This window comes from Actinomyces sp. HMSC075C01 (genome assembly GCF_001812965.1).
GTDB lineage: Bacteria > Actinomycetota > Actinomycetes > Actinomycetales > Actinomycetaceae > Actinomyces > Actinomyces acetigenes.
On sequence record NZ_KV810927.1, the window covers coordinates 1 to 396 of the forward strand.

At 62.1% G+C, this 396-nt stretch carries 1 protein-coding gene and 1 other annotated feature; the gene reads left to right on the top strand.

The genetic code is table 11. The features are described 5' to 3' along the window. The coding region (locus tag HMPREF2883_RS14965) for a transposase (protein WP_371080114.1) at window positions 1–185 on the top strand (185 nt) is incomplete at its 5' end. Continuing rightward, window positions 143–274, top strand: a sequence feature (AL1L pseudoknot). (Overlaps the previous gene by 43 nt.) Window positions 275–396: the final 122 nt, after the last annotated feature.

Below are 396 nucleotides of genomic sequence, written 5' to 3' on the forward strand. Positions count from 1 at the left end.
CTCTGCGCACCTGGGTCAAGAAGGCCCAGGTCGATGGTGGTCTGAGGCCGGGAACCACCACTGACCAGGCACAGCGGATCAAGGAGCTGGAGAAGGAGGTCCGAGAGCTACGTCGGGCCAATGAGATCCTGCGCAAGGCGAGTGCGTATTTCGCCCAGGCGGAGCTCGACCGCCCATCCCGTTGATCTGCCAGTACATCGACTCCCGCAAGGAGGAGTTCGGGGTCGAGCCGATCTGCACTACGCTCAGCAAGGCTGGTGTGCAGATCGCCCCGAGTGCCTACTACGCCCGTCGTAGCCGTTCTCCTAGCGCCAGGAGCCTGCGCGATGAGATCCTCAAGGCGGAGATATCCAAGGTCTACAAGGACAACTACTCGGTGCTGGGGACCCGCAAGAT